This window comes from Modestobacter sp. L9-4 (assembly GCF_019112525.1).
Lineage (GTDB): Bacteria > Actinomycetota > Actinomycetes > Mycobacteriales > Geodermatophilaceae > Modestobacter.
The window spans coordinates 3,296,163-3,322,589 of the sequence record NZ_CP077800.1; the positions used below are offsets into that span (position 1 = coordinate 3,296,163).

Genomic DNA, 26,427 nt, shown 5'->3' on the forward strand with positions numbered 1-26,427 from the left:
TGACAGGGAACTGATGCGCGTCAACTTCGTCCTCTCCGAGGTGGCCGCCGGGCTGCGCCGGAACCTGACCATGACCGTGGCGATGATCCTGACCACCGGGATCTCGCTGGGCCTCATGGGCACGGGTCTGCTGATCGCCAACATGATCGGCGACATGCGGGAGATCTACTACGACAAGATCCAGGTCTCGATCTACCTCGCCGACGGCATCACCGATCCGCAGCGGGACGCGATCGCGGCCCAGCTGGGCGCCTCGCCGGAGGTCAAGGACTACGTCTACGAGTCCAAGGCCGACGCCTACCAGCGGTTCACCCAGCAGTTCCAGGAGCAGCCGGCGCTGATCGCCAACACGCCCGAGGACGCGCTGCCGGAGAGCTTCCGGGTGGAGCTGGTCAACCCCGAGCGCTACGAGGTGATCGCCCAGCAGTTCCCGGTCGGGCAGAACGGCATCGAGGACGTCCGCGACGAGGGCGACTTCCTCGACCGGTTGTTCAGCCTGCTCAACGGAGCCCGCAACGGGACGCTCGCGGTGGCCCTCGTGCAAGCCCTGGCCGCGTTGCTGCTGATCTCGAACACGATCCAGCTCGCGGCCTTCAACAGACGCAATGAAACGAACATCATGAGACTCGTCGGGGCCTCGCGCTGGTACACCCAGCTGCCGTTCATCCTCGAGGCCGCGCTCGCCGGGCTCGTGGGTGCGCTGCTGGCCATCGGCGGGCTGGTGCTGACCAAGGTGCTGTTCGTGGACAAGACCCTGGCCGGGCCGATCAAGGCGGGCATCATCCCGCCGGTCGACTGGTCGGCGATCATCGCGATCTCGCCGGTGATCGCCGCGGCCGGCGTCGGGTTGGCCGCGGTGGCCGCCTACGTCACGCTGCGGCTCTACGTCCGCCTGTAGTCCTCCCGCCTCCGACGGCCCCGCGACCACCCGGTCGCGGGGCCGTCGTCGTCCGTGCGGGGCCGCCGCCCCTCGCCGTCGGCGTCCGCACGCCACGGCTCTCGCGAGATCTGCGATCTCGTGGTCTCCGGCGCTGTGACGCCCCGAGATCGCAGATCTCGTCTCGTCCGGGCGGCGTCGGCGCGGCGAGCGCCGCTGCCGCTCGCCGCGCCGCTGCCGCTCGCCGCGCCGCCGTGCTCCGGGCGGCCTGAACGTCTCCCCGTCGTCCGCGAGATCTGCGTACTCGTGGCTCCTGAGCTCGGGACGCCCCGGGATCGCAGATCTCGTTGCGCGAGTGGGACGGCGGTGCGCCGGGGGCGTCGTCCGGCTGCGGCCCGCCGCCCTGGGGCCGGCCCGCCGCGAGTCCCCGGACGTGAGGTCCGCGTCGTCGGGGCTTCCGGGCGGGGGCCATGGGACCGCAGATGTCAGCGCAGCAGGGCGCGGGAGACGGTGGCGACGACGTCCTGCGGGCGGCCGAGGACGTCGGCGCTGGTGAAGCGGAGGACGGTCCAGCCCTCGAGCACCAGGCGGTTCTGCCGACGCAGGTCGTTGACGAAGACGCCGCGCTCCCGGTGGACCTCGCCGTCGAACTCCACGAGCACCCTGCGGTCCGGCCAGGCCAGGTCGCCGAACCCGATGAGCCGCCCGCGGTCGTCGAGCGCGCGGAACTGCAGCGTCGGGCGGGGCAGCCCGGCCTCGTGCAGCAGCCACCGCAGCACCGACTCCATCGGAGAGTCGACGTTCGGGTCGGCGACCGCGAGCACCCGGCGGGCCCGCGCCGCGCCGCGTCCGGTGGGGCGGACGGCCAGGGCGTGTTCCAGCTCCCCAGGCGTGCAGAGCACGTCGAGCAGCTGGTCGGCGACGGCGAGCAGCGCGGGCGGAGTGAGCGCACCGGCCAGGTCGCGCCACGTCCGGGCAGGGGTGGTCACCGGCATCCGCCAGCGCCGCTCCACGTCCTGAGCTGGCAGCGGTGACCGGTGCAGGCGGCGGTCGGGCCGGTTGCGGGCTCGCGATCCGGCGGGGACGGTCAGGTCGACGGGTGCGCCGGCCGACACGAGCGGTACCTCGACCCGCCACAGCGCCGCCGCGGTGAGGTGGCTGACCACCGCGCCCGGCGGTGCGGTGAGCAGGACGGCGGGCAGCCGCGTGCGCAGATCGGCGGTGTCGGCGGAGGGCAGGTAGGTGTCCCGGGAGAGCCGGACGACGTCCGGGTGCCGCAGTCCCCAGTCGCTGACGCCCGCCGCCAGCGCGGCAGCACGCGTGCTCGGGCCGGGCAGCGCAGACGGAGCAGGGCGACGGGGCACCGGCAGAGAGTGGCCTCCGGGCCGCCGTCCGCGCGGGCGTCGTCCACAGGGACTCGCGAGATCTGCGATCTCGTGGTCTCAGCGGTCCGGTGGCCACGAGATCGCAGATCTCGCCGGCGGGACGGCGGGACGGCGGGACGGCGGGACGACCGCGGCGGGGTGGGGTGCGGCTGAGCGGGGGTGCCAGGGCGGACGCGGGCCACCGCGGAACCCGGTCGGCGGGGTGGCGGTGGCTCCGTAGACTGGGGGGATGCCGCGGGAACAGGGGCGCAAGTTCATCGCCCAGAACAAGAAGGCGCGGCACGACTACTCGATCCTCGACACCTACGAGGTGGGCCTGGTGCTCACCGGCACCGAGGTCAAGAGCCTCCGGATGGGTCGTGCCTCGCTGGTCGACGGGTTCGCCACCGTCGACGACGGTGAGGTCTGGCTTCAGCACGTGCACATCCCGGAGTACACCGAGGGCACGTGGACCAACCACACCCCGCGCCGCAAGCGCAAGGTGCTCATGCACCGGTACGAGATCGAGAAGCTGATCGGCAAGACCAAGGAGGGCGGGTTCACGCTCGTCCCGCTCGACCTGTACTTCAAGGACGGCAAGGTCAAGGCCACGCTCGCGCTGGCCAAGGGCAAGAAGAGCTACGACAAGCGCCAGGACCTGGCCGAGCGCGACTCCCGCCGGGAGATGGAACGCGCCTTCGGTCGCTACGTGAAGGGACGGCGCTGACACCGTGCGCGGCATCTCCTACGACCGGTTCGGCGACTCGTCCGTGCTCCGGTACTCCGACGACCTGCCCGAGCCGCTGGTCGGCCCGGACGTCGTCCTCGTGCGCGTGCACGCCGTGGGCGTCAACCCCGTCGACGTCGGCATCCGCGAGGGCCACCTGACCGGGATGTTCCCGCACCACTTCCCGATCGTCCCGGGCTGGGACGTCTCCGGTGTCGTCGAGCGCGTCGGCCCCGCGGTGGTCGACTTCGCCCCGGGCGACGAGGTGTACGGCTACGTCCGCCGCGACGACGTGCAGGGCGGGACGACGGCCGAGCTCGTGGCCGCCCCGCAGCGCTGCCTGGCCCGCAAGCCCGAGTCGCTGAACTTCTCCGAGGCCGCGGCGCTCCCGCTGGCCGGGCTCACCGCCTACCAGGCGCTGACCGAGGCGCTCGACGTCGGCGAGGGCGACCGGGTGCTCATCCACCGGGCCGCCGGCGGTGTCGGGTTCTTCGCGGTGCAGATCGCCGCCGCGCTGGGCGCGCACGTCATCGGCACCGCCAGCCCGCGCAACCACGGCTTCGTCACCAACGCCGGCGCCGCCGAGGTGCTCGACTACGACGCGGGCCCGATCTCCGGGCAGCTCACCGAGAAGGTCGACGCGGTGCTCGACCTGGTCGGCGGGCCGGCGCTGGGCGACGCCCCCGACCAGGTCAACGACCCGACCCGGATCGCCAGCATCGTCGACCCGGTGGTGCGCGACCTCGGCGGGCGCTACGTCTTCGTGCGTCCCGAGTGGCACGACCTCGAGGAGCTGGGCCGGATGTCCGACGCCGGGCAGCTGCGGGTCGCCATCGCCAAGGCGTTCCCGCTGGAGCAGGCCGCGGCCGCCCACGACCTCGTCGCCGAGGGTCACGTCCGCGGCAAGGTCGTCATCACGCTGGTGTGACCCCGGTGGCCCGCCGCCGGCGGGCCACCCGGAGCACCACCCGGACCACGCGGACGGCGCCGATCACCCGTGCGGCGCCGGAGAACGCCAGCTGCCACAGCGGGTGGCGGGAGCCGACGACGGTCCCGGGCGCGGCGCCGGCGGCGAGGGGCAGCAGCAGGTGCACGGCCATCAGCGCGACCCGCACGGCGACACCCGGCCGCCCCGGGACGCGCAGCGACCACCGGCCCAGCTGCGGCGTCACCAGGGCGAGCCCGACGGTGGCCAGGGTCGGTCCGACCTGGACGCCGCGGTCCCCGCGCGCCCACCGCACCAGGGCGACCGCGTGGTCGGGCAGGCCGCCGGCCAGCAGCATCAGCTGGGTCGCCAGCGCGTCCACCTCTGCCGGGGTCATCTCGGCGGCCGTGATCCGGGGACGGTCGGGGCTGGTCACCCGGCGAGCATGCCCGGTCCCGAGGACGTCCGGCGCCCGGATCGTCGGCCCCACCTGCCAGGGTGCTGTCCGACAGTGAGACCAGCACCCCTGGAGGTCCCCGTGCCCCGCATCGTCCTCACCGCCGCCGTCCTCGGGACGCCGGACCCGCGCGGGCTGGCCCGGTTCTACCAGCGGCTGCTGGGCTGGCCGCTGCGGGACGACGCACCGGAGTGGGCCACGCTGCGGCCGGCCGACGGCGGCACGGGGCTGTCGTTCCAGCTCGAGACCGACCACGTGCCGCCGGTCTGGCCGCCGGAGCCGGGCGCCCAGCAGATGCAGCAGCACCTCGACCTCGAGGTCGACGACCTGGACGCCGCGTGCGCGCTCGCCGAGGAGGCCGGGGCGCGGCCGCTCGGGGGTCACCAGGAGGGCGGCGAGCGGGTGCGCGTCTTCGCCGACCCGGCCGGCCACCCGTTCTGCCTCTTCACCCGCGGCTGAGCGCCGCTACGGTGCCGGGGTGCCCGAACCACGGCTGCCCGACGGCCTGACCAGCGCCCCGATCACCGCCGACGACCTGCCCGCGGTCGCCGCCCTGCTCGCGGCTGCTGAGGAGGTCGACCGCACCGGCGAGCACAGCAGCGCCGACGACCTGGCCGACGAGTGGCTCAACGACCTCGTCGACCTGCACCGGGACAGCCGGCTGGTGCGGGCCGGCGACGACGTCCTCGGCTGGGCGACCGTGATCGCCCCGCCCACGTTCCGGGACGCCGTGTCGGTCTACCTCGAGGGACGGGTGCACCCGGCGGCGCGGGGGCGCGGCATCGGCCGGGCGCTGCTGGCCTGGCAGCTCGAGCGGGGCGGGCAGGTGCACGCCGAGCGGCACCCCGAGGCACCGGCCCGGCTCACCGCCTCGGTGCCCACGTCGATGCCCGACGCCGAGGCGCTGGTGCGCCGGGCCGGACTGGTGGCCTCCCGCTGGTGGCACACGCTGCACCGGCCGCTGACCGACCTGCCCGGCCGGCGGGACGTGCCCGGGGTAGAGCTGGTCGCCTTCGACCCGGCCCGGGACGACGAGGTGCGCCGGGTCCACAACCGGGCGTTCACCGAGCACCACGGCTCCAGCGAACGGGACGAGGCGTCCTGGCAGACGATGTTCACCGGTGCGGCGTCCTTCCGCCCGGACCTGTCGGTGCTGGCGCTGGCCGACGGTGCCGTCGTGGCCTACGTGCTCACCTACGTCTGGGAGTCCGACACCGCGGCGACCGGACGCCGGGAGGCCCACTTCGGCCAGATCGGGGTGGTGCCCGAGCAGCGCGGCCGCGGGCTGTCGAAGGCGGTGATCGCCGAGGCGCTGCACCGGGCGGCAGAGCGGGACTGCCAGCTGGCCGGTCTCGACGTCGACAGCCAGAACGGCAGCGGCGCGCTCGGGCTCTACGAGGGGCTCGGCTTCACCACCGTGCACAGCCGGACGTCGTGGGTCCGGGAGCTGCCGGCGTCCTGAACGCACACCGCCCCGCCGCGACCAGGTCGCGACGGGGCGGTGCGTGCGGAACGGGAGCGGTCAGACCGCGAGGGCGCCCTCGGTGGGGAGGTCGTCCTTCTTGGCCGAGATGGCGACCGCGGCGATCACCAGGGCGAGGGCCAGGATGACCGAGCCCCAGATGAAGGCCACGTGGTAGCCGTGCACGAAGGCCGCGCCCTGCGAGCTGCCCGGGTTGTCGGCGGCGTAGCCGGAGATGGCCGAGGCGTAGAACGTGCTGAGCAGGGCCAGGCCGAGCGAGCCGCCGACCTGCTGCGCGGTGTTCAGCACCGCCGAGGCGATGCCGGCGTCGTGCTCCTCGACGCCGACCAGCGCGGTGCTGGAGGCGGGCACGAAGACCGCCGCCAGACCCAGGCTGATGGCCAGCAGGGAGGGCAGCACCTCGGTGACGTAGGAGCTCTGCTCACCGATGCCGGTCAGCCACAGCATGCCGGCCACGGCGAGTGCCAGGCCGACGATCATCAGCGGCTTGGGGCCGATGCGGGGGAGCAGCTGGGAGACCACCCCGGCGCCGACGATGATCCCGCCGCTGAAGGGCAGGAAGGCGAAGCCGGACTTCAGCGGGGAGTACCCGAGGGTCTGCTGGAAGTAGAAGGTCAGGAACAGGAAGATCGCGAAGATCCCCGCGCCGACCAGCAGGAACACCAGGTACGAGCCACCGCGGTTGCGGTCGAGGACCACGCGCAGCGGGAGCAGCGGGTGGCTGGCGCGACGCTCGTAGAGCACGAACGACACGAGCAGCACGACGGCGGCGGCGAGCAGGGTGAGGGTGACCGGGTCGGACCAGCCCACGCCCTCCTCGGCGGCCTTGCTGAAGCCGTAGACCAGGCTGACCAGGCCGAGGGTGGACAGCAGCACGCCGGGGACGTCGTAGCGGCGGTCACCGGTCGCCCGGCTCTCCTTCACCAGCGGGACGGCGACGATCATCGTGATGATCGCGATCGGCACGTTGACGCCCAGCGTCCAGCGCCAGGAGGCGTACTCGGTGAGGACGCCACCGAGGATCAGGCCGATGGCAGCGCCACCGCCGGAGATGGCACCGAAGACACCGAAGGCGCGGGCGCGCTCCTTGGGGTCGGTGAACGTGACGGCCAGCAGCGACAGGGCCGCGGGGGCGAGCAGCGCGGCGAAGGCACCCTGCAGGGCGCGGGCGCCGAAGAGCAGCTCCTGGTTCGGGGCGATGCCGCCGAGCGCGGAGGCGAGGGCGAAGCCGGCCAGCCCGATGAGGAAGGCGCGCTTGCGGCCGATGAAGTCCGCGATGCGCCCGCCGAGCAGCAGCAGCCCGCCGAAGGCCAGCGTGTAGGCGGTGACGACCCACTGGATGTTGGCCGCGGTGATGCCCAGGTCCTTGCCGGCGTCCGGCAGCGCGATGTTCACGATGGAGGCGTCGAGCACGACCATGAGCTGGGCGATGGCGATGACCGCGAGGGCCAGCCAGCGCTTGGGGTCGGGTCCGGCGTCGGCCGCGTGGCCGGGCGCCGACGCCGCGGAGACCGGGGTCCCCGACGGCGTGGTGAGACTGTCTGAGGCCATGACGAGGCCGTCCTTCCTGCGCAGCGCGCAGTGGTGGTGGGGGTGGGGCGAGCGGGGACGCACGACCGGCGGCGTTGCGCGGTCGAGCGGAGGAGAGGGGCCTGACGGGCGCTGTCAGGCGGTGGAGCGGGTGCGCTCCGGGGCTGCGAGGCCGGCGCCGACCCGGTACAGGCAGTCGCGGATGGAGTCGAGGAGGGCGTCGAAGGAGTCGGCGGGGTCCCAGACCTCGAGGGCGGTGATGTAGGCGGCCATGGCCGTGTTGAGCACCAGGGTCGTCAGCAGCGGGTCGGCGTCGGGGGTGCGCCGGCTGATCCAGCGGTACAGGTCGGGGGAGAAGCTGTCGCAGGTGGCCCGGGCCGACTGGGTCAGCCCGGGGTGCTGCTGCAGCACCCGCTTCTGCACGGGCAGCCACTCCGCGAGCACGGTGGCCATGTCGACGAAGAGGTCGGTCAGCGCCGGCCACAGCGGTCGGTCGGCCGGGTCCGCCTCGACCCGGGTCCGCCACTCGGCCAGCATCTGGGGGTCCAGGTCGAAGGCGACGGCTTCCTTGCTGGGGAAGTAGCTGAAGAACGTCGTCCGGGAGACACCGGCCTCGGCGGCGATGTCCTCCACGCTCACCACGTCGAACCCGCGCTCGCTGATCAGGCGCAGCGCGGTGGCGCGGATCGTGCGCCAGGCCTCGAGCTTCTTGCGCTCCCGCAGGCCCATGACGGCCGAGATGGAGCAGCGCTGCACACCCGCCGCGTGCCCCTTCTTGACCATGGGGAGACCGTAGACCAAAACCTGAACGCAGTACAACTTCTTACTGCGTCCGCCTTTCAGAGTTCACCTGTTCGGTGTCCTGGCGGGCCGTCCACCGCGGGGAACCGGCTGTTCACCCGGCGGGCCTTTGCGACCGCTCCCGGGCGTGTCACGATGGTCGGCGGCCCGCGGACCGCACGCCGGGCCCCGAGGGACGTCGTGGAGGTGACCGGGCAGATGCGCACCGAGCCCCCCAGTCACAGTCCCGAGGTCCCCGCCAGCTGACGCACCCGGTCGACGCCGACCGGGACGGCGCGCCGTGGGGACCTGCCCGGCGCCCCCACCCCTCGCGTCCTCCCGGAGTCCGTCGTGACCGAACGCCGTCCTGCGCGCATCGCACCCCGCGCCGCCCTGTCCACCCTCACCCGCCGGCCCCGTCCGGTCGCGGCCGCCCCGCGCGCGGTCGAGCGCCCGGCCACCGACGTGGCGCCGCCCCAGTCGCGGATGGTCGACAACGGCGTCTACGCCGGCGGCCGCCGGATCGCCACGCCGGCCTCGGCGGCGGAGAGCCACGAGTGGCTGACCGACGGGTTCGACGACCGGATGGTCTGGCTGGGGCTCTACCGTCCCGAGCCGGCCGAGCTGGGCGAGATCGCCGAGCAGTACGGCCTGCCCGACCTGGCCGTCGAGGACGCCATCCAGGCCCACCAGCGGCCGAAGTTCGAGCGCTACGGGTCGACGCTGTTCGTCGTCCTCAAGGCCGCCCGGTACCTCGACGCGACCGAGGAGGTGGAGTTCGGCGAGCTCCACCTGTTCCTCGGCAAGGACTTCGCCATCACCGTCCGGCACAGCGAGTCCCCGGACCTGTCCCGGGTGCGCCGCCGGCTGGAGAGCTCGCCGGACCTGCTGGCCCGCGGGAGCGAGGCGGTGCTCTACGCGATCCTCGACGCCGTCGTCGACGGGTACGTGCCGGTGGTGAACGGGCTGGAGAACGACATCGACGAGATCGAGGTCCAGGTCTTCCGCGGCGACCCGCACGTCTCCCGGCGCACCTACGAGCTGTCCCAGGAGGTCGTGGACTTCCAGCGCGCGGTCCAGCCGCTGACCGGCATCCTCGCCGCGATCACCGCCGGCTTCGAGAAGTACGGGGTGGACGAGGAGCTGCGCAGCTACCTGCGCGACGTCGCCGACCACGTCACCGGCATCGCCGAGCGGGTGGAGGGGTTCCGGTCGCAGCTCCGGGAGATCCTCACCGTCAACGCCACGCTGGTCGCCCAGCGGCAGAACGACGAGATCCGCGAGCTGACGCTCACCAGCATCGCGCAGGGCGAGGAGGTCAAGAAGATCTCCGCCTGGGCCGCCATCCTCTTCGCCCCCTCGCTGGTGGGCGGGGTGTACGGGATGAACGTCAACTTCCCGGAACGGAACTGGCACTACGGGTACCCGTTCGCGCTGGCGCTGATGGTCCTGGTCAGCGCCACGCTCTACGTCATCTTCAAGCGCCGCGACTGGATCTGAGCGGCGCTGCGGGCGCCGGGGAACACCCGGGCGGGTGCTGCCGTTACTCTCACTGCATAACTGCACAGGGGGTGATTGGTCTCGACTTCGGTCGTGAGGCCAGGGGAAGCGAGCCGAGGAAGGCAACGATGAGCTCGTTAACCATGCGTTGCACAACACACAAGCGCCGACTCCAGTCAGCGCGACTTCGCTCTCGCTGCCTAACAGCAGCTAGGCGAGTCTGTCAGCCCGGACTCTGCCATCGGTCCGGATCCTGGCATCAGCTAGATGGCTTCACCGTGCGGATCGGTCGCGGATCCGCACGGGACACCTCACAGCGACTGGGCTCGTCACACCGACTTGTCAGCGGGATCGGTGGAGCCAAGCAGAGACAGAGCTGACTGCGCTCGGAGAAGCCCTGGCGTTGCGTCGGAGGACGCGGGTTCGATTCCCGCCACCTCCACATCGGTGTCCCGCGACAGCGGGGATCCGGCGTGACGGCACCCCGTACCACCACGAAGGGCCCGGTCTGGAGACCGGGCCCTTCGTGCGTTCAGTGGGCGGTCGTGTGGCCCGTGCGGCGGTGCACGGTCAGCGTCATGACGACGACGACCAGTGCGCCGACGACCAGGCCGACCAGGGCGCTGGCCAGGGTGTTCACCAGCCAGCCGGCCACACCGCCGACCGCACCGAGGGCGTCGTGCGCGCCCTCCTCGAGGTGGTGCACCAGCTCGTAGGGGTGGTGCCAGCCCAGCTCGTCGGCGCCGACCAGCAGGATGTGCCCACCGACCCAGAGCATCGCGGCGGTGCCCACCACGGTGAGCACGGTGAGCAGCTTGGGCATCGCGGACACCAGCCCCCGGCCGAACCGGGCCACCGCGGCACCCGGCTTCTGGGCCAGGGCCAGGCCGACGTCGTCCATCTTCACGATGACGCCCACGAAGCCGTAGACGACGAGGGTGATCAGCACCGCGACCACGGCCAGGATGACAGCCCGGGCGACGAACGCCTGGTCGATCACCTCGTTGAGCGAGATGACCATGATCTCGGCCGACAGGATGAAGTCGGTGCGCACGGCGCCGGAGACGATGGTGTCCTCGTCCGGCGGCTCCTCGGACTCGGCCCCGTGGCCGGCGGAGTGGCCACTGATCCGGCCCCACACCTTCTCCGCGCCCTCGTAGGCCAGATAGCACCCGCCGAGCATCAGGATCGGGGTGAGCAGGAAGTCGGCGAACTGGCTGAGCAGCAGCACCGCCGGCAGCAGGACCAGCAGCTTGTTGCGCAGCGACCCGATCGCGATGCGCCGGATGATCGGCAGCTCGCGCTTCGCGGCCAGGCCGCGGACGTACTGCGGTGTGACCGCGGCGTCGTCGACGACGACACCGGCGGCCTTCACGCTCGCCCGGCCGGCGGCGACGCCGATGTCGTCGACGGACGCCGCTGCCGCGCGCGCGAGCACGGCCACGTCGTCGAGCAGCGCGACGAGTCCACCAGCCACGGGGGCGCCTCCGGTCGGTCAGGGGTCGGACGGTCCGCCGATCATCCCCGCTCCGGCCCTGGCCTGCTCACAGGTTGGCTGCTGCACCGAGGTGGTCAGAGGTGGGGGCCGAACCGGACGTGCGCCGGCACCAGCTGGAGGAAGGCGTCGGCGGCCCGGGACGGCGGCCGGCCCGCGGCGGTGACCACCGACAGCGTCCAGCGCAGGGCGGCTCCGGTCAGCGGCAGGGCACGGACCGGCAGGTCGGCGCCGGCCAGCGCGGTGGGCAGCAGGGCCACCCCCACGCCGTGCGCCACGTACTGGGGGATCGTCGACAGGTCGGGCACCTCGACGCTGATCCAGCGCTGCAGCTGCTGGTCGGCGAAGGCCGCGTCGACGATCGTGCGCTGGGCGAAGCCGACCGGCATCTCGATGAACGGCTCGCCGGCTAGGTCGGCCAGCCCCACGGCCTCCCGGTCGGCGAGCGGGTGCCCCTCCGGCACGAAGGCCGCCAGGGTGAACGTGCGCAGGGGCTGGACGACGAGGGCCGGGTCCGCGCCCACCTCGGCGACGGCGAACGCCAGGTCCAGCGACCCGGCCTTCACCCGGTCGACGTGCCCGACGCTGCCGCGCGGGGAGATGTCGATGCGTGACTGCACCTGCGGGTACCGGCGGCGGAAGTCCCCGGCCAGGGCGGCCACGTCGACGGTCTGCAGGCTGCTGAGGCTGCCCAGCGCGAGGCTCCCGCGCAGCTCGCTGTCGGGGGGCTCCACGCTGGCCCGCGCCCGGTCGAGCGCCTCCAGCGCCGCCTTCGCCTCGGGCAGGAACGCCCGGCCGGCGTCGGTGAGCGTGACCGCCCGGGTGGTGCGGGTGAGCAGTGCGGCCCCGAGCTCCTGCTCCAGCGCGCGGACGGTGGCCGACACCGTCGACTGGGTGGCGTAGAGCCGCTGGGCCGCCCGGGTGAAGTGCAGCTCCTCGGCCACGGTCACGAACGTCTGGAGCTTGCGCTCGTCCACTCATCGCCCCCCTCGATCACATCAGCAAGATCCTTCGTTGGACATGGTAGGTCGGTCGTCGCACAGTGGACCCGCGACCGGCCCGGTGATGTGCCCGCCGCCCCTGTCCCGCCGTCGAGATCCGAGGCACCGCACCATGTCCGTCACCACCGAGCTGCCGGTCGCCGCACCCCGCGCCGTCCCGGCCCCGCGCCGCACCCCCACCACCGGGCACCACGCCGGGTTCTGGCTGATCGCGCTCGCCTTCCTCAGCATGGCGTCCTTCGCGGCGCTGCCGACGCCGCTCTACGTCCTCTTCCAGCGGGAGGACGGCTTCGCGACGCCGATGATCACGGTGGTCTTCGCCGTCTACGCCCTGGGCGTGGGCGGCAGCCTCTACCTGGTCGGGCACGTCAGCGACTGGGTCGGCCGCCGCCCGATGACCCTGCTCGCGACCGCCGTCGAGATCCTCGCCGCCGTGGTCTTCCTGGTCTGGCCGGAGCTGCCGGGGCTGCTGGTGGCCCGGGTGCTCACCGGCATCGGCATCGGCATGCTGACGGCCACGGCGACCGCCCACCTCGCGGAGCTGTGGGCGCTCGCCCGGCCCGCCGCGGGCCCGGCCACCGCCGGCACCGTCGCGAGCCTGGTCAGCCTGGGCGGCTTCGGACTGGGCCCGCTGATCGCCGGGGTGCTCGCGCAGTTCGCCCCGCACCCGCTGGTCGTCCCGTTCGTGGTCTTCCTCGTCGTGCTCGCCGTCACGGGTCTCGGCTCCGCGGTGGTGCCCGAGACCGTGACCCGCCCGGCGGTGCCCCGCCGCTGGTCGCCGCAGCGGGTCCGGCTGCCCGAGGGCGCCCGCGCGGCGTTCGTCGTGGCCGCCGTCGGTGCCGCGGTCGCTCTCGCCGTCACCGGCATGTTCATGGCCCTGTCGCCCAGCATCCTGGCCCAGGTCATGGGGCAGACCTCCCGGCTGGCGGCCGGGCTGGTGCCGTTCGCCGTCTTCGGCTCGGCCGCCGTCGTGCCGGCGCTGCTGGCCCGGTCCAGCCGGCGGCAGCAGCTGGTCTTCGCGCTGGTCACCTCGGTGGTCGGGGCCGCCGCGCTCGCCGTCGGCGTGCTCACCGCCAGCCTGCCGACGTTCGTGGCCGCCGGGGTGGTGGCCGGCGCCGGCTCCGGCACGCTCTTCCGCTCCGCGGTGGGCGCGGCCGCCGCGCTGGCCGACCCGGCCGGGCGCGGTGAGGTGCTCGCCGCGCTCTTCCTCACCGGGTACGCCGGGCTGGCCCTGCCGGTGCTCGCCATCGGCCTGCTGCTGGTCTGGCTGCCGCTGGTGCCGGTGATCGTCGGCTTCGCCGCGGTCGTGCTGGTGCTCACCGCGGTCTCGACCGGCTCGATGCTCCGCCGCTGACCCCGGGCCGCCGGTCCAGCGGGCACCCGCTGGACCGGCGGGACGGTCAGGGCCCGGTGCCGGTCAGAGCTCGCCGCGCAGCACCACCGCGGCCTCGGCGAGCGCGCGCATCTTGCCCGCCGCCGACGCCCGGGACAGGTACTTCAGCCCGCAGTCGCTGGAGAGCACGAGCTGCTCCACGTCGACGTGGTCCAGCGCCCGGCGCACGCGGTCGGCGACGACCTCCGGCGTCTCGACCTCCTCGGTCGACAGGTCCAGGACGCCGAGCACGATGCCCCGGCCGTGCAGCGGCCGCAGGGTCGCCGGGTCCAGGTGCGACTGCGCGGTCTCGATCGAGAACGCCGCCGCATCCACCTCGGCCAGCTGCGGCAGCACCGAGTAGCCCTCGGGCCGGTCGGCCACCATCGCCGCGTAGCCGAAGCAGACGTGCACGTGCACCGGACCGGGGGCGTCGGCCAGCGCCGCGTTGAGCACCTCGACGCCGTACCGCCGGGCCACCTCGGGCCGCGCCTGCAGCCACGGCTCGTCGAGCTGGACGATGTCGGCGCCCGCGGCGAACAGGTCGGCGATCTCCGCGCGCACGACGTCGGCGTAGGCCAGCGCCAGCGCCCGGTCGTCGCCGTAGTGGTCGTCCTGCGCCTGCTGGGCCATGGTGAACGGGCCGGGGACGGTCATCTTCACCGCGCGGTCGGTCGCCGCCCGCAGGAACCGCACGTCCGCCACCTGCACCGGCGCCGGACGGCGGATCTCCCCGACCACCCGCGGGGCCGGGATGTCGATGCCCGACCGGTTGCGCACGCTGCCCGGGTGGTCGAGGTCCAGCCCCTCCAGCGCGGTCGCGAAGTGGTTGGAGTAGGACTCCCGCCTGATCTCACCGTCGCCCACGATGTCCAGCCCGGCGGCCTCCTGCGCCCGGACGGTGGCCAGCGTGGCGTCGTCCTGTGCCTCGGCGAGGAACTCCGGCGGCACCCGCCACAGCTCCCGGGCGCGCACCCGCGGCGGGAACTGGTGGCCGAGCCGGTCGCGGTCGATCAGCCAGTCCGGCTGCGGCAGGCTGCCGACGACCGTGGTGGGCAGCGGGGGGAGCGGGCGGGACATCGGCGTTCCTCCGGGGGTGGGCGGGTCCCGATCCTCCACCCCCGGGACGACGGCACGCCTCCGCGGTCCCCGGCCGGGGTACAGCAGGCTGTACTCCCGGGCCGTCCGGCTGTCCCCGGGGCCCCGGGACCCCTAGCGTTCGCAGTCGTGCGGACGTCGGGTGGGCAGCGGGGCGCCGTGACCCGCACGGCCGGCGCGACGCTGCTCGCGCTGGAGCAGCTGCCCGGCGTCCTCGGCACCGCGCTGATGGCGCTCGGCGTCCTGGCCTTCCTGCTGCTGGCCGCGGTCACCAGCGTGGTCGGCGTGGGGCTGCTCGCCGTCCCGGCCGCGCTGCGCGGAGTGCACGCCGTGGCCGACCGGGAACGTGCCCGGCTGGGCCGCTGGGGGACCGAGCCGCTGAGCCCCGGCCCGCCGCCGGAGCGGCTGCGGGACGCGCTGGCCGCACCGGCCACCCGGCGCGAGCTGCAGTGGCTGGCCGGCCACGCGACCGGCGTCCTGCTGCTGGCCGCGATCGGGGTGCTGCTGCCGGTCTACGCCGTGCGGGACCTGAGCTTCCCGGCCTGGTGGTGGCTGCTGCCGAAGGGGGAGCCGACCGACTCGCTGACCTTCTTCACCGTCGCGGACTGGGGCGACCTGTACCCGGTCGTGCTGCTCGGCATCGGCTGGACCGCCCTGATCGTCGTGGTGGTCCCGCGGACCGCCCGCTTCGTGCAGGCCCGGGGGCAGCGGCTGCTCGACGGCTCGCCCACGACCGACCTGCCGCTGCGCATCGCCGAGCTCACCGCCACCCGGGCCGCCGCGCTGGACGCGCACGCTGCCGAGCTGCGCCGGATCGAGCGGGCGCTGCACGACGGCACGCAGAACCGGCTCGTCGCGGTCACCGTGCTGCTCGGCGCGGCCCGCCGGGCGGCGACCCGCGACCCGGCGGCGGCCGAGGGGATCCTGGAGCGCGCCCAGTCCGCGGCCGAGCAGGCGCTCGCCGAGCTGCGCACGGTCGCCCGCGGGATCCTGCCGCCGGTGCTCGCCGACCGTGGGCTGGCCGGCGCGCTCACCGGGCTGGCCGCGGCTGCCGCGGTCCCGTGCTCGGTCGACGTCGACGTCCCGGTGCGCTGCGCGGCGTCGGTCGAGGCGACCGCGTACTTCCTGGTCGCCGAGGCGCTGACGAACGCCTCCCGGCACAGCGGCGCCACCCGGGTCGCAGTGGCGGTGCACGCCCGCGACGGGCGGCTGTGCGTCCGGGTCACCGACGACGGACGCGGCGGGGCCACCGAGGGCGGCGGCTCCGGGCTGGTCGGGATCCGCCGCCGGGTGGCCGCCCACGACGGCACCATGACCCTGTCCAGCCCACCCGGTGGCCCGACCACCCTGACCGCGGAGCTGCCGTGCGGATCGTGATCGCCGAGGACGACGCCCTGCTGCGCGAGGGCCTGGCGCTGCTGCTGCGCGCCGAGGGCCTCGACGTCGTGGCCACCGCCGCGACCCCGGCGGAGTTCCTCACCGTGCTGGACGACCACCGCCCCGACGTCGCGATCGTCGACGTCCGCATGCCGCCCACGCACACCGACGAGGGCATCGTCGCCGCGGTCGAGGCACGCCGCCGCCGGCCCGACCTGGCGGTGCTCGTGCTGTCGGCCTACGTCGAGCAGTCCTTCGCCACCGAACTGCTGGCCGGGGGAGCGGCCCGGCTGGGCTACCTGCTCAAGGAGCGGGTGGGCCGGGTGGAGGAGTTCCTCGGCGCGCTGAACCGGGTGGCCGGCGGCGGGACGGCGATCGACCCGGAGGTGGTCGCCCAGCTGTTCGCCCGCACCCGGCACGACGAGCGGCTGGACCGGCTCAGCCCCCGGGAGCGCGAGGTGCTGGCGCTGATGGCCGAGGGGCTGGGCAACACCGCGATCGGTGAGCGGCTGGTGGTGACCGACGGGGCGGTGCACAAGCACATCCGCAGCATCTTCGCCAAGCTCGACCTGCCCCCCGACGACAGCGCCGACCGCCGCGTCACCGCCGTCCTCCGCTACCTCGACGACGTCCGGCTCCGGGCCTAGCCGCAGAGGGCGGCGTCCACGGCGTCCTCGACGTCGGTGACGCCCTGGAGCTCCGTCGGCAGGGCGGTGACGGCGACGAACGCGCCGCGGCCGTCGGTGGTCACCGCGCTGCGGGTCTCGGCGCCGGGGATGTCACCGCCGTGGGTCCAGGCGGTGCCGCCGCAGCTGAGCGTGAAGGTCTGCAGCCCCAGGCCGTAGGACTCGTTGCCGCGCGGGGTCGCGGTCGGTGCCGGGACGGTGGTCTCCATCTGCACGAGCAGCTCGGGGCTCAGCAGGTCGCCGTCCACCAGGGCGGTGGAGAAGTCGAGCATGTCGCGCGGCGTGGACACCAGCTGCCCGGCCGCCCAGCCGAACGAGGGGTCCTGCACGGTCACGTCGGCCCACGGCTCGTCGGGGTGGGTGCGGTAATAGCCGTGCGGGTGCTCGCCGCGCAGCTCCTGCTCGCCCTCGTGCGGCCAGTAGGTGTCGTCCAGCCCGAGCGGCGTGATGATCCGGGTGGTGATCTCCTCGCCGATCGGGCGGCCGGTGACTGCCTGCACGAGCAGCCCGGCGACGATGTAGTTGGTGTTGCTGTACTCCCAGCTGGTGCCGGGGGCGAACAGCGCCGGGCGGGGGAGCGCGATGTCCAGCAGCTGGCGCGGTTCGACGTAGCGGTGCTGGGCGGCGATGTAGTCGGTGATCAGCACGTCGTCGTAGTCGGGCAGGCCGCTGGTGTGCTGCAGCAGCTGGCGCACGGTGATCTCCCGGCCGTCGCCGCCCGCCCCGCGCACGAGCCCGGGCAGGTACGTCTCGACCGGTGCGTCCAGGTCCACCCTGCCCTCGCCCACCAGCTGCAGGACGACGGTGGCGGTGAAGGTCTTGGTGTTGCTGGCGATGCGCACCTGGCCGTTCACCGGCACCGGCGCACCGGTGGCGAGGTCGCCGACGCCGGCGGTGTAGTCGCGCAGGCCGTGCTCGTCGCGCACCACCGCGAGCACGCCGGGGAAGCCGCTCTCGGTGACCAGGGCGTCGAGCTCGGTCTGGACGCTGTCGCGCTGGTGTGCCGGGGGCGGCCCGCCGGCCTCGGCCGGGGTGCTCACCGCGCTGGCGCCGATGCCGGTGACGGCGGCTGTGGTCACCAGGAGGGCGCCCCAGCTGCGGCGGGAACGGGGGGTGCGGGTGGAGGCGGTCACGGGAGTGCTCCTCACGGAGGGGGTGCGGACTCCTCGAGCCTGGTCGCGCCGGCCGGTCCGATCGATCCCCCAGGCGGGCCGGTCGCGGTGGCCCAGGCGCCACCTCGCCGGTCGGGGGAGCCCGACCGCCCCCGGACGGCCGAGAGCCCGGCAGGTCGGTGACCTGCCGGGCTCTCGTGCACTGCTGGATCAGGCGGCCGGGGCCAGGACCTGGTCGATGATGTAGACGGTGGCGTTGGCGGTCTGCACGTTGCCGCAGATGACCTTGGCGTCCATGGCCTTGGTGGGGTCGATGCCCTCGAGGACCGTGTCGGCGGCGGCGACGGAGAAGTTCTCGCCGGAGCCGGTGATGGTGACCTCGTCACCGGCGAGCGTCATGTGCTTGCCGGCCAGCTGCTCCGGGGTCAGGCGACCCGCGATGACGTGGTGGGTGAGGACCTTGGTCAGCATGGCCTTGTCGGCCAGCAGGCCGTTCAGGGCGTCGCCGGGGACGGCCGCGAACGCCGGGTCGGCCGGGGCCAGCACGGTGATGTCCTTGGCGCCGTTCAGGGTGTCGCCGAGGCCGGCGGCGGTGACCGCCTTGACCAGGGTGGACAGCACCGGGTTGTTGCTGGCGGCGGTGGCGACCGGGTCGGCCGTCATGCCGGAGAAGGAGCCGGCACCGGAGGCCGGGACGGCGGAGCAGCCGGCACCGAAGGGCTCGGCGTCAGCGGCGGAGGCGCTGCTGCTGCTCATCGGGGCCTTGCTGGCGCTCGTCATGGGGGCGGAGCTGCTGGAGCCGCCCGTCATGCCGGCGGCGGCGCTGTTGGCCGCGGAGGTGGCGCTGGAGGCAGCGTCGTCCGAGCCGCCACAGGCGCTCATGGACAGGGCCAGGCCGGACACGGCGGTGATCATGACGCCGCGGGTGAGAAGGGTGCTCTTCACGGTGGTGCTCCTCGTCAGTCGTGCGACGGCGGGGACACGGCCGTCGCGGGGGTGGTGCGACCGGGCGCAGGGAGCGGCCGGTACGTCCCCGGCGGGTGCCGGGGACGAGGTCTGGGTGGGGGTCGTCAACAGGTGTTCGTTGTGTACGACCGATCCGGATGCGTCAGGCGGCGATGACCACGATCTGGTGCCAGCCGCTGGAGCCGTTGGGGAAGGGGGTGGCGCGGGCGTCGGTCTGCAGCTCGCCGTCCTTGCTGGTGGCGCGGACGGCGATGGTGTGCGAACCGGGGGCGAAGTCGAAGGGCAGCACCCACTGGCGCCACAGGTCGGCGTCCAGCTCGGGGGAGAGCTGGGCCGGGGTCCAGGCGCCGCCGTCGACCTGCACCTCGACCAGGGCGATGCCCCGGGTCTGGGCCCAGGCGACACCGGCGATGGCGCGCTGGCCGGCGGGGAACTGGCGCAGCGGGGCCGGGGTGTCGATCCGGGAGGCGACCTTGATCGGCCCCTGGGCCGCCCAGTCGCGCTCGGTCCAGTAGGCGTCGAAGGCGCTGTAGGTGCTCGCCTCGATGCTGGTCAGCCACTTGCAGGCCGAGACGTAGCCGTACAGGCCCGGGATCAGCATGCGCACCGGGAAGCCGTGCTCGACCGGCAGCGGCTCGCCGTTCATGCCGATGGCCAGCATGGCGTCGGGCACGTCGAGGGCCGAGCGGGTCGGGGCGCCGATGGTCATGCCGTCGACCGAGCGGCAGACCAGCTGGTCGCTGGCGCCCTCGCGGATGCCGTTCTCCCGCAGGAAGGCGCCCAGCGGGACGCCCAGCCAGCGGGCGGTGCCGGCGAGCCCGCCGCCGACCTCGTTGGAGACGCAGGTGAGCGTGATGTCCCGCTCGATGAGGTCGCTGCGGCCCAGCAGGTCGTCGAGGGAGTAGGTGCGCGGGGTGTCGAACATCCCGGTGGTCTCCAGCGCGTACTCCGCGGGGCGGATCTGCGGCACGGTGATCGCGGTGTCCACGCGGTAGAAGTCGCTGTTGGCGGTGAACAGCGGGGTCAGCCCCTCGACGCCGCCGGCCAGGTCGGCACCGGCCGGGAGCACCGGGGCCGGCGAGGCCGGGGTGGGCAGGGCGAGGTCGGCCCGGGCGCCGGCGACGTCGAAGCGGCGCTGCAGCAGCCGGCCACCACCACCGGCGACCGCGGTCACGCCGACGGCCGCGCCGCTGGCGATGAGGAAGCGGCGGCGGTCGACCGCGGTGCCCTTGCGGTCACCGGAGCCGAGGGTCTCGCGCACCTTGCCCAGCACGCCGCCGTCGGCCGGGGCGTCACGGTGGGCGCCGTCGTGCGGCAGGCCGTCGTCGTGGCGGGCGTCGATGGAGGCGGTGCGGGCAGTGGGAAGGGTCAGCGGCCGCAGCAGGGCCAGCAGCGCCACGATGCCGACGACCGCGCCGATCAGCGAGGGCACCGCGTCGAACAGGCCACCGGCGGGGCGGGTGATCGCCGCGACGACGCCGACCACGCCGAAGAGGGCGATGCCGGCCACGCCGAGGCGTCGGTTGGCCAGCCCGACCAGCCCGATGACGAGGGCGTAGACCGCGATGATGATCAGCGTCCCGACGACCAGGGCGATCTTGTCGTTCTGGCCGAAGGTGCGGATCGCGAACTGCTTGACCGACTCGGGGGTGAGCGTGATAGCCGCGTTGCCCACCGCGATGACCGGCGAGGACGCCGCACCGATGAGGCCGGCGAAGAGCTCGGCGACCCCGAGGGCGACGGCGGCGGCGAGCAGTCCGGCGAGCGCAGCCAGCAGGCGGCGGACGCCCCGGCCGGCCGTCGGCGCGCTGTGGTGGCCTCCGGTGGGGGCCACGGGCTGCTCGATGGTGGTCACGAAGAGTCTTCGGAGCGTCACTGCCGAACGGTTCACCCCGGTTCAGGAAGTCCGGGAGACCCCCGTCACGTCCCTGCCGGCCTCCGTTCGTGGAGTCCGCCGAGCAGCGGTAGACAGGGGACATGGAGTTCCGACACCTGGGCCACAGCGGCCTCAAGATCAGTGAGATCACCTACGGCAACTGGATCACCCACGGCGGTCAGGTCGAGGCCGACGCCGCGATCGCCTGCGTGCGGGCCGCGCTCGACGCCGGCATCACCACCTTCGACACCGCCGACGTCTACGCCGGGGGCCGCGCCGAGACGGTGCTGGGCCAGGCGCTGGCCGGCGAGCGCCGCAGCGGCATCGAGATCTTCAGCAAGGTCTACTGGCCGACCGGCCCCGGCGCCAACGACCGCGGCCTGTCCCGCAAGCACGTCCTGGAGTCGATCGACGCCTCGCTGACGCGGCTGGGCACCGACTACCTGGACCTCTACCAGGCGCACCGCTACGACTACGAGACGCCGCTGGAGGAGACGATGCTCGCCTTCGCCGACGTCGTCCGCAGCGGCAAGGCCCTCTACATCGGCGTCTCCGAGTGGCGTGCCGACGAGATCCGCGCCGGCAAGGCGCTGGCCGACGAGCTGAAGATCCCGCTGGTGTCCAACCAGCCGCAGTACTCCGCGCTGCACCGGGTCATCGAGGCCGAGGTCATCCCGGCCAGCCGCGAGCTCGGCATCAGCCAGATCGTGTTCTCCCCGATCGCGCAGGGCGTGCTCACCGGCAAGTACCAGCCCGGTGCCGAGCCGCCGGCGGGCTCGCGGGCCACCGACACCAAGGGCGGCGGGGCGAACATGATCGCCCGGCTGATGGACGACGAGGTCCTCACCCGCGTGCAGGAGCTCAAGCCCATCGCCGACGAGCTGGGCATGTCGATGGCCACCCTGGCCGTCGCGTGGGTCCTGCAGGAGGAGAACGTGGCGGCGGCGATCATCGGCGCCAGTCGGCCCGAGCAGGTCACAGACAACGTCAAGGCCTCCGGTGTGACGCTGGACGCCGAGGTCAAGGCCCGCATCGACGAGGTGCTGGCGCCGGTGGCGGTCACCGACCCGGAGCTGACCAAGAGCCCCGACCCGCGTCCCTGACGCACCCGCGCCGGGGGTCCTCCGTGGAGGGCCCCCGGCGCCGTCGGGTCAGGGGGTGCGGGGGATCTCCGGGGTCGTCGCCGGGCCGCGGGTGCGGGTCGGGCGCCGGCCGGCCAGGTGGTCGGCGCGCTGGGCCGGGGTGATCCGCGGCAGCTCGCTGGTCAGCCAGCGCACCGGACGGCGCTGCGCCGGGCGCCGGGCGGCGAGGAAGTCGAGCGCGATCGCCGCCGTCCAGGACTGGTCGCGGCTGCCCAGGTTCTCCCCGGTGACCGGGTTGTAGTACTCGGCGAAGTCGCAGTCCACCAGCTGCGACAGCCCGGCCAGCCGCAGCTGGTTGGCCGCCTCGGGCTCGCCGGAGCGGTTCAGCGCCCAGGCCATCAACCAGTTGAGCACCGGCCACTGCGGCCCCCGCCAGTACGTCTGCGGGCGGAAGTCCGGCGAGGCCGGGGAGACCGAGGGCACGACCGGCCAGCGCAGCCGGGAGTTGCCGCACCAGCGCGGGCCCAGCAGCAGGTCGCGCTGCCGGCGGGTGAGCGCCTCGTCGCCACCGCAGATCAGCGGCGCGAACCCGGCGGCGCTCTCGACGTCCAGCCAGGAGCCGGTGCGCAGGTCCAGGTCGCGCGCCAGCCCGGTCTCGGGGTTGACCGAGCGCAGCACACCGGTGCGGAACCTGCGGGCGATGGCCCGGGACTGCTCCACCCCGCCGGACGCCCCGCCGCCGATGCCGAGCTCCTCGCCCATGTCGGCGAGCAGGTCGCTGGCCGCGGCCAGCAGCGCGGAGACCAGCACGTCGCCCATCACGAAGTCACCGGTCGCGCGGTAGACCGCGTCGTCGTAGCGGGCGCGCACCTTCTGCTCCAGCAGCCAGAGGTACTTCGCGTACTCGGCGTCGCTGGGCCGCTGGGAGGGGTCGGCGACGTGGGCCAAGTCCGCGCGCACGAACGGCGGCATGTCCGGCTGGGGGTGCACGGCGGCGTAGGCGGCGTCCCAGCGCGGGGAGTCGTCCATGCCGGACTCCCAGCCGTGGTGGATCTCCACCAGGCCGTAGGAGTACGGGTCGCGCGCGGTGGCGAGGTAGGAGTGCCAGGCCAGCCAGGAGTCGAAGGTCTCCCGCACGAACTCCTCGGCCAGCTCCAGGTCCGCCCCGCCCTTGCGCCGGGCGTCGTGCAGGATCCGGGACAGCGCGATCACGTGGATCGGCGGCTGGCAGATGCCCGAGGTGAGCACCCCGGCCGGGCGGGCCGCGGCCACCTGGGTGCGCCAGCGCTCCGGACCGGGGAAGTAGTCGCTGGGGGAGTGGAACAGGATGTGCGGGATCATCCCGGTCGCCCACTGCCCCGACAGCAGGCTGCGCAGCTCGCCCAGCGCGCGCGGCACCGAGACCGTGGCGATGCCCAGGGCCACGAACCCGGCGTCCCAGCTCCACATGTGCGGGTAGAGGGTCGGCGAGGCCACGGTGAACGCCCCGCGGTCGTTGGCCTTGAGCACGTACCCGGCGCGGCCGGACATCAGCCCGATCTCGACCGCGCTGGGCTGGGAGACCGTCATCTGCTGGTCCGCTTCCTCTCGCCGGTGGTCAGCATCCTCACCCGGGGCGGGGCGGGGACCGACGTGCAGCCCGGTGCTGTTACGAGGTGTTCACGTGGGGGTCGTTGACCTCCACGAGACCAGTCTCAGCCCGCGGTGACGTGCTCGCCCGTCCGGGTCCGGTCGCCGCCCCACCACGGGGCCTGGGCCAGCAGGTAGAGCAGCACGCCGACGGCCAGCAGCACCGCCGACCACAGCCAGGTCGTGGCCTCCTGCTTCCACAGCAGCAGCAGGCACGACCCGATCGCCAGCACCGGCACGACCGCCGGGGCGGTGAAGTGGGGGTGCTCCACCCGGTCGCGGCGCAGCACCAGCACGGACAGGTTGGTGGAGACGAACACCAGCAGGAGCAGCAGGACGACGATGTTGGCCAGCGCCCCGAGGTCGCCGATCAGGGTCAGCGCCATCGCCACGACGGTGGTCACGACGATGGCCACCCACGGGGTGCGCCGACCGGGCAGCACCGCACCGAGCACCGGGGGCAGCAGCCGCTGCTCGGCCAGCCCGAACACCATCCGGCTGGCCATGATCATCGTCAGCAGGGCGCCGTTGGCGACGGCGATGAGCGCGATCGCGCTGAACAGCTGGTCCGGGACGCCGAGCCCGGTGGCCCGCACGACCTCCAGCAGCGGGCCGGTGGAGCCGGCGAGCTCGTCGGTGGGCAGCACGATCGAGGCGACCAGGCCGATGGCCACGTAGACCACGCCGGCGGTGAGCAGCGCGCCGAACAGCGCCCGCGGGTAGACCCGGCTGACGTCGCGGACCTCCTCGGCGACGTTGGCCGAGGTCTCGAACCCGACGAAGGAGTAGTAGGCCAGGATCGCCGCGGCCAGCACCGCCGACCCCGCGGAGACGCCCTCGGGGAACTGCACGACCCGGCCGACGTCCCCGTCGCCGCGGCCGAACACGATGGCGCCCAGCACGATCACCAGCACCAGCCCGGAGACCTCGATGACGGTCATCACCAGGTTTGCCCGCATCGACTCCTTGATGCCGCGGGCGTTGACCAGCGCGACGACCAGCAGGAACACGATCGCGGCCGGGACGGCGGGCACGTCGAGGAAGACCGAGAGGTAGTCACCGGCGAAGGCCAGCGCCAGCCCGGCGGCGCTCACGACCCCGGCGGCGAGCATGCAGTAGCCGACCAGGAAGGAGACCACCGGGCGCTTGAAGGCCCGCTCGGCGAAGACCGCGGAACCACCGGCGCGGGGGTACTTGGTGACCAGCTCGGCGTAGCTGGCGGCGGTGAGCAGGGCCAGCAGCAGGGCGACCAGCATCGGCACCCAGATGGCCCCGCCGACCTCACCGGCGATCTCCCCGACGAGGGCGTAGATGCCCGCGCCGAGCACGTCCCCGAGGATGAAGACGTACAGCAGCTTGCCGCTGATGGCGCGCTTGAGGGCAGTGCCCTCGGACCGGGCTGTGGTGTCGCTGTGCTGATCGCTCACGCGGCGAGTCAACGGCCGTACGGACTCCCCGGCAACTCCAGTGGTGCGCGACCCGGTGGGGCGGGACCGTCCGGGGAGGGCCTCAGGCGCGCCCGTGCGCCTTGACCACGACGAGCACGTCCTCGCTCTGCAGGGTGCCGATCACCGGGTCGTCGAAGCGCAGCGTGCGCCCGCCCCGGGCCACCGACAGCACGACGTCGCGCAGCTGCCGTGGGCCGAGGCCCACCTCGGAGGAGGTCACCCCGCGCTCCTGCAGGTCCAGGCCGCGGCCGCTGGTGAGCAGGTCCTCGACCACCGAGACGACGCCGGGGGAGTCGGTCGCCAGGCCCAGCAGCCGGCCCGACGTCGCGGAGGAGGTGATGACCGTGTCGGCGCCGGACTGCCGCAGCAGGCTGGCGTTCTCCTCCTCGCGCACCGTCGCGGTGATCGGCACGGTGGGGTTGAGCTGGCGCACGGTGAGGGTGATCAGCACCGAGGCGTCGTCCCGGTCGGCGGCCACGACCACCGCGCGGGCCTTCTCGATCGACGTCCGGCGCAGCACCTCCCGCCGTCCGGCGTCGCCGAGGACGGCGGTCAGGCCGGCCGCGGTCGCCTCGTCGACGGCCCGCGGGTCGGGGTCGACGACGACGATGTGGTCGGCGTCCGTCCCGGTGCTGAGCAGGGCACGGATGGCGCTGCGCCCCTTGGTGCCGTAACCGCACACGACGACGTGCTGGCGCACGCGAGACCTCCAGCGTCGGACCCGGAACTCCTCCCGGGAGCGCGCGGTGAGCGCCTCCAGGGTGGTCCCGATGAGGATGAGCAGGAACAGCACGCGCAGCGGCGTGATCAGCACGATGTTGATCAGCCGGGCGCTGGGCGAGACCGGGACGATGTCGCCGTAGCCGGTGGTGGAGAGGCTCACCGTCGCGTAGTAGGTGGCGTCGAGCAGGCTGAGCTCGCCGCCGTTGTTGTCCCGGTAGCCGTCGCGGTCCAGGTAGACGATGAGGACGGTCGCGATGAGGGTCAGCGAGGCGATGAGGACCCGGCGCCCCACCTGGCGGGCCGGGGACTCCTCGCGGTGCGGCAGGGTGACGCCGCTGTGGTCGTCGCTCAGCACGGCGGCGGCTCGCAGGTCACCCGGCGCACAGTAGTGACCCGGCGGGTCGGGTGGCCGCTCACGCGCCAGGACCGGGGTCGGCCGCGATGGCGGTGAGCACCCGCTGCAGCAGCCCGTGCAGCGTCCCGGCCTCCTCCGCGGTGAGCCCGAGGGTCTCCGGCCGGCTCAGGTGGGCCAGTGCCGGCGTCGCCGAGTCCAGGGCCTCCCGGCCGGCCGGGGTGACCCGGACGTCGACCCGCTGACCACGGCGCACCTCCCCGGCGCGCTCCACCCAGCCGGCCTCGACCAGCCCGTGCAGCAGTGCGCCCATGCTCTGCGGTGTCATCTGCAGGCGGCGGGCGAGCTCCGCGGAGGTCAGCGGCTCGGTGCCGGCGCGGACCAGGTGCACCAGCACGACGAAGGTGTGCGGCCGCAGCCCCACCGCGCCCAGGTGCCGGGCGAAGAGGTCGTCCACCGCCGTCCCGGCGCGGGCCAGCACGTAGGCGGGCAGGTGGTCGGGGCCGCGCGGGACCCACTCCGGCGGCTCGGGCGCCGGGTCCGCCTGTGCACCGACCACCGGCACAC

24 protein-coding genes and 1 other RNA gene are annotated in these 26,427 nt (G+C 73.8%); 11 read left to right on the forward strand and 14 right to left on the reverse strand.

The genetic code is table 11. From position 1 onward, the window contains the following. The first annotated feature begins 13 nt into the window (after positions 1 to 13). Positions 14 to 898 (forward strand): permease-like cell division protein FtsX, encoded by an 885-nt coding sequence (gene ftsX, locus KUM42_RS15580; protein ID WP_237493438.1) that lies wholly within the window; start codon positions 14 to 16, stop codon positions 896 to 898. 464 nt (positions 899 to 1,362) lie between these two features. Here the strand turns inward: ftsX and KUM42_RS15585 are convergent, their stop codons facing one another. Further along, positions 1,363 to 2,241, reverse strand: coding sequence for a DUF559 domain-containing protein (locus tag KUM42_RS15585; RefSeq protein WP_237493439.1), 879 nt, complete (start codon positions 2,239 to 2,241; stop codon positions 1,363 to 1,365). A gap of 250 nt (positions 2,242 to 2,491) precedes the next feature. Between KUM42_RS15585 and smpB the strand changes: the two genes are divergently transcribed. Further along, positions 2,492 to 2,968, forward strand: coding sequence for an SsrA-binding protein SmpB (smpB, locus tag KUM42_RS15590; RefSeq protein ID WP_237493440.1), 477 nt, complete (start codon positions 2,492 to 2,494; stop codon positions 2,966 to 2,968). A gap of 4 nt (positions 2,969 to 2,972) precedes the next feature. Continuing rightward, entirely contained in the window at positions 2,973 to 3,896 is a 924-nt protein-coding gene (locus KUM42_RS15595) for an NADP-dependent oxidoreductase (protein ID WP_237493441.1), read from the forward strand. Here KUM42_RS15595 and KUM42_RS15600 read toward each other — a convergent pair. Further along, complete coding sequence (locus KUM42_RS15600; RefSeq protein ID WP_237493442.1) at positions 3,883 to 4,329, reverse strand: hypothetical protein; 447 nt, start codon at positions 4,327 to 4,329, stop codon at positions 3,883 to 3,885. The two genes, KUM42_RS15595 and KUM42_RS15600, sit on opposite strands and share 14 nt — an antisense overlap. Before the next feature lie 102 nt (positions 4,330 to 4,431). Here KUM42_RS15600 and KUM42_RS15605 point away from each other — a divergent pair, with 102 nt between their 5' ends. Both KUM42_RS15605 and KUM42_RS15610 read left to right on the forward strand, forming a co-directional pair. Then, positions 4,432 to 4,809 carry a VOC family protein gene (locus tag KUM42_RS15605; RefSeq protein WP_237493443.1) on the forward strand — a complete coding sequence of 126 codons (378 nt, stop codon included), beginning with the start codon at positions 4,432 to 4,434 and terminating at the stop codon, positions 4,807 to 4,809. Positions 4,810 to 4,828: 19 nt separating this feature from the next. Further along, complete coding sequence (locus KUM42_RS15610; protein WP_237493444.1) at positions 4,829 to 5,812, forward strand: GNAT family N-acetyltransferase; 984 nt, start codon at positions 4,829 to 4,831, stop codon at positions 5,810 to 5,812. Between the two features lie 60 nt (positions 5,813 to 5,872). On the opposite strand, the gene KUM42_RS15615 is transcribed toward KUM42_RS15610, so the two are convergent. Both KUM42_RS15615 and KUM42_RS15620 read right to left on the reverse strand, forming a co-directional pair. Further along, a complete protein-coding gene (locus KUM42_RS15615) occupies positions 5,873 to 7,384 on the reverse strand; it encodes an MFS transporter (RefSeq protein WP_237493445.1) in 1,512 nt (503 codons plus the stop codon). 114 nt (positions 7,385 to 7,498) lie between these two features. Further along, positions 7,499 to 8,146: a TetR family transcriptional regulator gene (locus KUM42_RS15620; RefSeq protein ID WP_237493446.1), complete on the reverse strand. Its 648-nt coding sequence runs from the start codon at positions 8,144 to 8,146 to the stop codon at positions 7,499 to 7,501. Positions 8,147 to 8,494: 348 nt separating this feature from the next. Between KUM42_RS15620 and KUM42_RS15625 the strand changes: the two genes are divergently transcribed. After that, complete coding sequence (locus tag KUM42_RS15625; protein ID WP_237493447.1) at positions 8,495 to 9,643, forward strand: magnesium and cobalt transport protein CorA; 1,149 nt, start codon at positions 8,495 to 8,497, stop codon at positions 9,641 to 9,643. Between the two features lie 67 nt (positions 9,644 to 9,710). Further along, positions 9,711 to 10,088, forward strand: a transfer-messenger RNA (tmRNA) gene (gene ssrA / locus KUM42_RS15630). 87 nt (positions 10,089 to 10,175) lie between these two features. On the opposite strand, the gene KUM42_RS15635 is transcribed toward ssrA, so the two are convergent. Then, entirely contained in the window at positions 10,176 to 11,120 is a 945-nt protein-coding gene (locus KUM42_RS15635) for a DUF808 domain-containing protein (RefSeq protein ID WP_237493448.1), read from the reverse strand. Positions 11,121 to 11,215: 95 nt separating this feature from the next. Further along, positions 11,216 to 12,115 (reverse strand): LysR family transcriptional regulator, encoded by a 900-nt coding sequence (locus KUM42_RS15640; protein WP_237493449.1) that lies wholly within the window; start codon positions 12,113 to 12,115, stop codon positions 11,216 to 11,218. Between the two features lie 136 nt (positions 12,116 to 12,251). On the opposite strand from KUM42_RS15640, the gene KUM42_RS15645 reads away from it, so the two are divergent. Beyond that, positions 12,252 to 13,493, forward strand: coding sequence for an MFS transporter (locus KUM42_RS15645; protein WP_237493450.1), 1,242 nt, complete (start codon positions 12,252 to 12,254; stop codon positions 13,491 to 13,493). A gap of 63 nt (positions 13,494 to 13,556) precedes the next feature. Here KUM42_RS15645 and KUM42_RS15650 read toward each other — a convergent pair whose 3' ends face one another. After that, positions 13,557 to 14,591, reverse strand: coding sequence for a uroporphyrinogen decarboxylase family protein (locus KUM42_RS15650; protein WP_237493451.1), 1,035 nt, complete (start codon positions 14,589 to 14,591; stop codon positions 13,557 to 13,559). Between the two features lie 177 nt (positions 14,592 to 14,768). Between KUM42_RS15650 and KUM42_RS15655 the strand changes: the two genes are divergently transcribed. Further along, on the forward strand, positions 14,769 to 15,986 hold the full coding sequence (locus KUM42_RS15655; RefSeq protein WP_237493452.1) for a sensor histidine kinase: 1,218 nt from the start codon (positions 14,769 to 14,771) through the stop codon (positions 15,984 to 15,986). Beyond that, positions 15,974 to 16,633: a response regulator transcription factor gene (locus KUM42_RS15660; RefSeq protein WP_237493453.1), complete on the forward strand. Its 660-nt coding sequence runs from the start codon at positions 15,974 to 15,976 to the stop codon at positions 16,631 to 16,633. Before KUM42_RS15655 ends, KUM42_RS15660 begins: the two co-directional genes overlap by 13 nt. Here the strand turns inward: KUM42_RS15660 and KUM42_RS15665 are convergent. The 3 genes from KUM42_RS15665 to KUM42_RS15675 form a co-directional block, all read right to left on the reverse strand. Beyond that, on the reverse strand, positions 16,630 to 17,805 hold the full coding sequence (locus tag KUM42_RS15665; RefSeq protein ID WP_237493454.1) for a serine hydrolase: 1,176 nt from the start codon (positions 17,803 to 17,805) through the stop codon (positions 16,630 to 16,632). The two genes, KUM42_RS15660 and KUM42_RS15665, sit on opposite strands and share 4 nt — an antisense overlap. A 189-nt stretch (positions 17,806 to 17,994) precedes the next feature. After that, positions 17,995 to 18,729, reverse strand: a complete 735-nt coding sequence (locus tag KUM42_RS15670; RefSeq protein WP_237493455.1) for a fasciclin domain-containing protein — start codon at positions 18,727 to 18,729, stop codon at positions 17,995 to 17,997. Positions 18,730 to 18,892: 163 nt separating this feature from the next. Further along, on the reverse strand, positions 18,893 to 20,605 hold the full coding sequence (locus KUM42_RS15675) for a molybdopterin-dependent oxidoreductase (protein WP_237493456.1): 1,713 nt from the start codon (positions 20,603 to 20,605) through the stop codon (positions 18,893 to 18,895). Between the two features lie 122 nt (positions 20,606 to 20,727). Here KUM42_RS15675 and KUM42_RS15680 point away from each other — a divergent pair, with 122 nt between their 5' ends. Then, complete coding sequence (locus KUM42_RS15680; protein ID WP_237493457.1) at positions 20,728 to 21,729, forward strand: aldo/keto reductase family protein; 1,002 nt, start codon at positions 20,728 to 20,730, stop codon at positions 21,727 to 21,729. A 48-nt stretch (positions 21,730 to 21,777) separates the two neighbouring features. Here the strand turns inward: KUM42_RS15680 and KUM42_RS15685 are convergent, their stop codons facing one another. The 4 genes from KUM42_RS15685 to KUM42_RS15700 all read right to left on the reverse strand — a co-directional run bounded on the left by KUM42_RS15685 (position 21,778) and on the right by KUM42_RS15700 (position 26,419). Continuing rightward, positions 21,778 to 23,277 carry a glycoside hydrolase 100 family protein gene (locus tag KUM42_RS15685; RefSeq protein ID WP_237493458.1) on the reverse strand — a complete coding sequence of 500 codons (1,500 nt, stop codon included), beginning with the start codon at positions 23,275 to 23,277 and terminating at the stop codon, positions 21,778 to 21,780. A gap of 125 nt (positions 23,278 to 23,402) precedes the next feature. Next, positions 23,403 to 24,764, reverse strand: coding sequence for an APC family permease (locus KUM42_RS15690; RefSeq protein ID WP_237493459.1), 1,362 nt, complete (start codon positions 24,762 to 24,764; stop codon positions 23,403 to 23,405). Between the two features lie 82 nt (positions 24,765 to 24,846). Continuing rightward, positions 24,847 to 25,863, reverse strand: a complete 1,017-nt coding sequence (locus tag KUM42_RS15695; protein WP_237493460.1) for a TrkA family potassium uptake protein — start codon at positions 25,861 to 25,863, stop codon at positions 24,847 to 24,849. Between the two features lie 58 nt (positions 25,864 to 25,921). Further along, positions 25,922 to 26,419 (reverse strand): MarR family winged helix-turn-helix transcriptional regulator, encoded by a 498-nt coding sequence (locus tag KUM42_RS15700; protein WP_237493461.1) that lies wholly within the window; start codon positions 26,417 to 26,419, stop codon positions 25,922 to 25,924. Positions 26,420 to 26,427 lie beyond the last annotated feature (8 nt).